The sequence below is a fragment of the Microcella sp. genome, from assembly GCF_046296455.1.
In the GTDB taxonomy this organism is placed as follows: Bacteria; Actinomycetota; Actinomycetes; order Actinomycetales; family Microbacteriaceae; genus Microcella.
The window spans coordinates 1-6,406 of record NZ_JBKBLF010000028.1; the positions used below are offsets into that span (position 1 = coordinate 1).

Below are 6,406 nucleotides of genomic sequence, written 5' to 3' on the forward strand. Positions count from 1 at the left end.
CGGGGCTGTATGGAGCTGCTGCTCGCTGGGCTGGATCGAGCCGCCGCGCCGGTTTCACGCCGACGCGCGCCCGTCGCCGCCGGGCGCTCTTCGCGTTCAGGCGGCGACTAGACGCGGTCGTCGACCGGGTCAGAGGCGATCGACTCGCGGCGCGAGACCTGCTCGCCGCTCGCGGGGTCGATGACCGTGCGGTGCGTCGTGACCGACGAGCGCTTGCGCGCCATTAGCACTCCGCCGATGACGACCATCACGACACCGGCGACCATGAGGATGTACCCCACGGTCGACAGCGTGATCCACTCGAGGGTGACGTTCACCGCGAAGGCCAAGATGGCGCCGACGGCAAACAGGAAGATTCCGAATCCAATGCTCATTGTGGGAGCTCCTTTCGATTCGTTGGGCGACTCTATGGGCCAGCCGAGAACGCCGCACCCCCTTGACAAACGGTCCGGGCGTGCCGCACTACGCTGGTCGAGGCCCGCATCCCCGTGTTCCCGGGGATCTCGACCTGAATCTGGGAGATCACCGTGAAGCGCATTCTCGACCTCGCCATCATCGGCGGCGACGGCATCGGCCCCGAGGTCACAGCCGAGGCGCTCAAGGCTCTGCGCGCGGCTGTCAGTGACGATGTCGCCGTCACCGAGACCGACTACGCGCTCGGCGCCGAGCACTACCTCGCGACGGGCGAGATCCTCTCGGACGAGACGCTCGCGGCCCTCGCCCGGCACGACGCCATCCTGTTCGGCGCCGTCGGCGGCGACCCGCGGGACCCCCGCCTCGCGGGCGGCATCATCGAGCGCGGACTGCTGCTGAAGCTGCGCTTCGCCTTCGACCACTACGTCAACCTGCGGCCCACCCTGCTCGCTCCCGGCATCGCCTCACCGCTCGCCGACCCGGGCGCGGTCGACTTCGTCGTCGTGCGCGAGGGTACCGAGGGGCCCTACGTTGGCAACGGCGGTCGGTTCCGGCAGGGCACGCCGCACGAGGTCGCGACCGAGGTCTCGATCAACACCGCCTACGGCGTCGAACGCGTCGTGCGCTTCGCCTTCGCCCAGGCGGCCGCCCGACGCCAGAAGCTCACCCTCGTGCACAAGACCAATGTGCTCGTGCACGCCGGAGCGCTGTGGCAGAGCACGGTCGACCGCGTCGCGCCCGAGTTCGCATCCATCGCCGTCGACTACCTGCACGTCGACGCGGCCACCATCTTTCTCGCGACCGAGCCCTCGCGCTTCGACGTCATCGTCACCGACAACCTGTTCGGCGATATCCTCACCGATCTCGCCGCGGCGATCGGCGGCGGCATCGGGCTCGCGGCTTCGGGCAACCTCAACCCCGACGGTGCGTTCCCGAGCATGGTCGAGCCTGTGCACGGCTCTGCCCCCGACATCGCGGGTCAGCAGAAGGCCGACCCGACCGCCGCGATCCTCTCGGTCGCGATCCTGCTCGAGCAGCAGAGCCTCATGGATGCCGCAGCGCGCATCCGCGCCGCGGTGCTCGCCGACCTCGCCGAGCGGGGCCAGTCGCCCCGCCGCACGAGCGAGGTCGGAGACGCCATCGTCGCCCGCCTGCGCTGACCCGCCCGCAGCCACCCCCGCCCGATTGGCCGGGGAGGCTCCGGGCCCCGCGGAGTACGCTGTAGCCACGCTCTTCCGGGGCCTCTCGGCCACCGGCGACCTTCGAGGATCCCCATGACGAACCTGCTGCCGATGGCCACCCGCGAACTGACGTGGGCCGTGTCCTCCACCGAGTCCGCGCGCCCCGTCGCCGAGCGCGAGGCGATCCTCGCCGACCCCGGCTTCGGCAAGCACTTCACCGACCACATGGTCGACATCTGCTGGAGCGAGATGGGCGGCTGGCACCGCCCGCGCGTGCAGCCCTACGGCCCCATCGCGCTCGACCCGGCCGCCTCGGTGCTGCACTACGGGCAAGAGATCTTCGAAGGGCTCAAGGCCTACCGCCACGCCGACGGATCGATCTGGTCGTTCCGCCCCGACGCGAACGCTCGCCGCCTGCAGCGCTCGGCGAAGCGCCTCGCGCTGCCCGAGCTGCCCGAGCAGTACTTCATCGAGGCGCTGCGCCAGCTCATCGCGATCGACGGCGACTGGGTGCCGAGCGCACCGGAGACGAGCCTCTACCTGCGGCCCTTCATGTTCGCGAAAGAGGCATTCCTCGGCGTGCGCCCCGCGCACAAGGTGGCCTTCTACGTGATCGCCTCGCCGGCCGGCGCCTACTTCCACGGCGGCGTGAAGCCCGTCTCGATCTGGCTCTCGACCCAGTACTCGCGCGCGGGCAAGGGCGGCACGGGCGCGGCGAAGACGGGCGGCAACTACGCGGCCTCGCTCGTCGCGCAGGCCGAGGCGGCCGAGCACGGTTGCGCTCAGGTGCTGTTCCTCGACTCCGTCGAAGGAAAGTGGCTTGAAGAGCTCGGCGGCATGAACATCGTGCTCGTCTACAAAGACGGCACGCTCGTGACGCCGCAGAGTGACTCGATCCTCGAGGGCATCACGCGCGACTCGATCCTGCAGCTCGCCGAAGACCGCGGCCACACGGTCGAGCGGCGCCGCGTGAGCATCGACGAGTGGCGCGAGGGCGCGGCATCCGGTGACATCGTCGAAGCGTTCGCGTGTGGCACGGCTGCCGTCGTCACTCCCATCGCCCTCATCAAGGCGGCCGACTTCGAGATCGGCAGCGCCGACGCCGAGGCCGGCGAGCTCACGATGTCGCTGCGGGCCGAGCTCACCGACATCCAGTACGGCCGCCGTGCCGACCCGCACGGGTGGATGCTGCGGCTCGACGCCTGAACTCGAGCCGGCCCGTGTTCTCGATCGATCCGGACTACGCCCGCATGAGCGCGCTCGAGCGCACGGGCGTCGCCGCGCTGTGCCTCGGCGGCGGTGCGGTGCTCGGGCTCATCGGCACCTTCGCGCACCAGTCGCTGCCGCCCGTCGGGGTCGCGATCGCCCTCATCACGGTGGGCCTCTACATCGTCGGGCTGCGGGCGTGGGGCGGCGTGCGCACGCCCGCGGCGGCGGGTGCGCTCGGAGCGGGGCTCGTGGCGGGACTGCTGGCGACGGCCACGGGGGGCTCGGTGCTCGTGCCCGCCAACCCGGTCGGATACACCTGGCTCATCGGCATCACGGCCATCGCCTTCCTCGCGCTCGCCTGGCCACACATCCAGCGGGCTCCCCGGCCGCCTGCGGATACGATGGAGGGGCCCGCGCTCGCTCAACAAGAGGATCGACCACTGCCGTGACCTACGTGATCGCCCTGCCCTGCGTCGATGTCAAAGACCGCGCCTGCATCGACGAGTGCCCCGTCGACTGCATCTACGAGGGCGACCGCATGCTCTACATCCACCCCGACGAGTGCGTCGACTGCGGTGCCTGCGAGCCCGTCTGCCCCGTCGAGGCGATCTACTACGAAGACGACGTGCCCGAGCAGTGGGCCGACTACTACACCGCGAACGTCGAGTTCTTCAGCGAGATCGGCTCGCCCGGCGGTGCCGCCAAGGTCGGCGTGCTGCCCGGCGACCACCCGATCGTCGCCGCGCTGCCGCCCCAAGCGTGATCGACTCCAGTGACCCGACGGCCGGGACGGCCGACGGCGCTGGTGCCGCGACGAATGCCAGCAATGGCATTCATTCTGGTGCGAAGCACGCGCTCCCCGACTTCCCCTGGGACTCGCTCGCGCCGTACGCCGCCCGTGCCCGTGAGCACGCCGACGGCATCGTCGACCTCTCGGTCGGCTCGCCCGTCGACGCGACGCCCGCGGTCGTGCGCGACGCGCTCGTGGCCGCGACCGACGCCCACGCCTACCCGCAGACCATGGGCACGCCCGCTCTGCGCACCGCGATCGTCGACTGGTACGCCCGTCGCCGTGGGGTGATGGGTCTGGTTCCGGATGCCGTGCTCCCCACCATCGGCAGCAAAGAGCTCGTCGGCCTGCTGCCGCTGCTGCTCGGCCTCGGGCCCGGCGACACCGTCGTCTACCCGCGCACGGCCTACCCGACCTACGCCGTCGGATCCGTGCTCGCCCGCACCACCGGCCTCGCGACCGACGATCCCGCCGAATGGCCCGCATCCACTCGCTTGGTGTGGCTCAACAGCCCGGGCAACCCGACGGGCGCCGTGCTGGGGGTGCCCGCGCTGCGCGCCGCGGTCGCGCGCGCCCGCGAGCTCGGGGCCGTGCTCGTCAACGACGAGTGCTACGCCGAGCTGGGCTGGCGTCCCGAGGCCTGGGGCGCGACGGCCGGGGCAGGATCGGGCGCACAAGAGTTGGTCGCGGAGGAGTCGGTCGCTGCCGAGCGCGTGCCGAGCATCCTCGACCCCCGCGTCACCGATGGCGACCGCACGGGCCTGCTGAGCGTCTACTCGCTCAGCAAGCAGTCGAACCTCGCGGGCTACCGCGCCGCATTCCTCGCGGGCGACGAGGCGATCGTGCGACAGGTGCTCGAGGTGCGCAAGCACGCCGGGCTCATCCCGCCCGCGCCCGTGCAGGCGGCGATGGTCGCGGCGCTCGGCGACGAGGCCCACGTGGCCGAGCAGCGCGAGCGCTACCGTGCGCGGCGGGCCGTGCTCGCGCCCGCGCTCGAGGGTGCGGGTTTTCGCATCGACCACTCCGAGGCGGGGCTCTACCTGTGGGGCACGCGCGGCGAGCCCGCGCTCGCGACGATCGCGCTGCTCGCCGAGCACGGCATCCTCGCCGCGCCCGGCACGTTCTATGAGGGCGATGCCTCGCAGCACGTGCGGCTCGCGCTCACGGCCACCGACGAGCGCATCGCGGCCGCGGCCGCGCGTTTGGCGCTCTTCTCCAAGGCCTGAGCCCTGCTGTTGGGCAGTGCGTGACTGGTGCGCCTTTGCGCATAGGCTGTAAGCGGGTCACTCCCGAGCCGCCACCACCACCATGGCTCGTTCTCGGGACCCCGCCCCCACAGACCGATCACACCCCGATCACATCCCGCGAGGAGGCGCAGTGAGCGACGGCGCACTGAACGAAGCCGCACAGAACGACGGCGCCCAGAAGGCGACCCTCCAGTTTCCGGGCGGCACCGCCGAGTTCCCGATCCTGCCGAGCGTCGCGGGTGCTGCGAGCCTCGACCTCTCGTCGCTCACACGCCAGACCGGGCTCACCGCGCTCGACTACGGCTTCGTGAACACCGCCTCGACCAAGAGCGCCATCACTTACATCGACGGCGAGCAGGGCATTCTGCGGTACCGCGGTTACGCGATCGACGATGTCGCCGCCCACTCCACCTTCCTCGAGGTGGCCTGGCTGCTCATCTACGGCGAACTGCCGACGCCGAGCGAGCTCGCCGACTTCGACGAACGCGTGCGCCGCCACACGCTGCTGCACGAAGACCTCAAGCGCTTCTTCGACTCGCTGCCGCACCAGGCCCACCCCATGTCGGTGCTCTCGAGCGCCGTGAGCGCGCTGTCGACCTACTACGGCGATTCGCTCGACCCGCACGACCCCGAGCAGGTCGAGATCTCGACCATCCGCCTGCTCGCCAAGCTGCCCGTCATCGCCGCATACGCGCACAAGAAGGCCATCGGCCAGGCGTTCCTCTACCCCGACAACTCGCTCGACTTCGTCGGCAACTTCTTGCGCCTCAACTTCGGCATCATGGCCGAGCCCTACGAGGTCAACCCCGTGCTCGTGAAGGCGCTCGACCGCCTGCTGATCCTGCACGAAGACCACGAGCAGAACGCCTCGACCTCGACCGTGCGGCTCGTCGGCTCGACGGGGGCCAACCTGTTTGCCTCGATCTCGGCGGGCATCAACGCTCTTTCGGGCCCCCTGCACGGTGGTGCGAACGAGGCGGTGCTCGACATGCTCGCGCGCATCCGCGACTCGGGAGAGAGCGTCGAGCGCTTCGTCGAGCGCGTCAAGAACAAAGAAGACGGCATCAAGCTCATGGGCTTCGGCCACCGGGTCTACAAGAGCTACGACCCGCGCGCCAAGCTGGTCAAGGAGAGCGTGGATGCCGTGCTCGCCGACCTCGGTGTGAGCGACCCGCTGCTGCAGATCGCGCGCGAGCTCGAGGCCATCGCGCTTGCCGACGACTACTTCATCGAGCGCAAGCTCTACCCGAACGTCGACTTCTACACGGGTGTCATCTACAAGGCCATGGGCTTCCCCACGCGCATGTTCACGGTGCTCTTCGCCATCGGGCGACTGCCGGGCTGGATCGCCCACTGGCGCGAGATGAACGACGACCCCCAGACGAAGATCGGCCGCCCCCAGCAGCTCTACACGGGCTCGGGCGCGCGCGACTGGCCCCAGCGCTAGCGGTCACACGGTCGACACTGTCGCGGCGCGGGATGCTCGCGCAGCGCCGACCCACCCCCCGCGGTTCGCGGGGCAGGCCACCGTTAGCAGAACCCCCCCCCCCCGGCGGGGGCGCACA

General features: G+C 70.4%; 7 protein-coding genes. 6 read left to right on the plus strand and 1 reads right to left on the minus strand.

All coding sequences use genetic code 11. From position 1 onward, the window contains the following. Positions 1-107: 107 nt before the first annotated feature. Positions 108-374 (minus strand): DUF6458 family protein, encoded by a 267-nt coding sequence (locus ACK4HH_RS11785; RefSeq protein ID WP_409652115.1) that lies wholly within the window; start codon positions 372-374, stop codon positions 108-110. 153 nt (positions 375-527) lie between these two features. Between ACK4HH_RS11785 and ACK4HH_RS11790 the strand changes: the two genes are divergently transcribed. The 6 genes from ACK4HH_RS11790 to ACK4HH_RS11815 all read left to right on the plus strand — a co-directional run bounded on the left by ACK4HH_RS11790 (position 528) and on the right by ACK4HH_RS11815 (position 6,288). Continuing rightward, positions 528-1,574, plus strand: coding sequence for a 3-isopropylmalate dehydrogenase (locus tag ACK4HH_RS11790; RefSeq protein ID WP_409652118.1), 1,047 nt, complete (start codon positions 528-530; stop codon positions 1,572-1,574). Positions 1,575-1,688: 114 nt separating this feature from the next. After that, a complete protein-coding gene (locus ACK4HH_RS11795) occupies positions 1,689-2,801 on the plus strand; it encodes a branched-chain amino acid aminotransferase (RefSeq protein WP_409652121.1) in 1,113 nt (370 codons plus the stop codon). A 14-nt stretch (positions 2,802-2,815) separates the two neighbouring features. Then, positions 2,816-3,253, plus strand: a complete 438-nt coding sequence (locus ACK4HH_RS11800; protein WP_409652124.1) for a hypothetical protein — start codon at positions 2,816-2,818, stop codon at positions 3,251-3,253. After that, a complete protein-coding gene (gene fdxA, locus ACK4HH_RS11805; RefSeq protein WP_409652127.1) occupies positions 3,250-3,567 on the plus strand; it encodes an indolepyruvate ferredoxin oxidoreductase subunit alpha in 318 nt (105 codons plus the stop codon). The genes ACK4HH_RS11800 and fdxA overlap by 4 nt, the downstream gene beginning before the upstream one ends. A 68-nt stretch (positions 3,568-3,635) precedes the next feature. Then, positions 3,636-4,820 (plus strand): succinyldiaminopimelate transaminase, encoded by a 1,185-nt coding sequence (gene dapC, locus ACK4HH_RS11810; protein ID WP_409652181.1) that lies wholly within the window; start codon positions 3,636-3,638, stop codon positions 4,818-4,820. Positions 4,821-4,971: 151 nt separating this feature from the next. Continuing rightward, positions 4,972-6,288, plus strand: a complete 1,317-nt coding sequence (locus ACK4HH_RS11815) for a citrate synthase (RefSeq protein WP_409652130.1) — start codon at positions 4,972-4,974, stop codon at positions 6,286-6,288. Positions 6,289-6,406: the final 118 nt, after the last annotated feature.

Bases quoted from the DNA above. Each gene is read 5' to 3' on its own strand.
- ACK4HH_RS11785 (WP_409652115.1), bottom strand. From the start codon at position 374: ATGAGCATTGGATTCGGAATCTTCCTGTTTGCCGTCGGCGCCATCTTG.
- ACK4HH_RS11795 (WP_409652121.1), top strand. From the start codon at position 1,689: ATGACGAACCTGCTGCCGATGGCCACCCGCGAACTGACGTGGGCCGTG.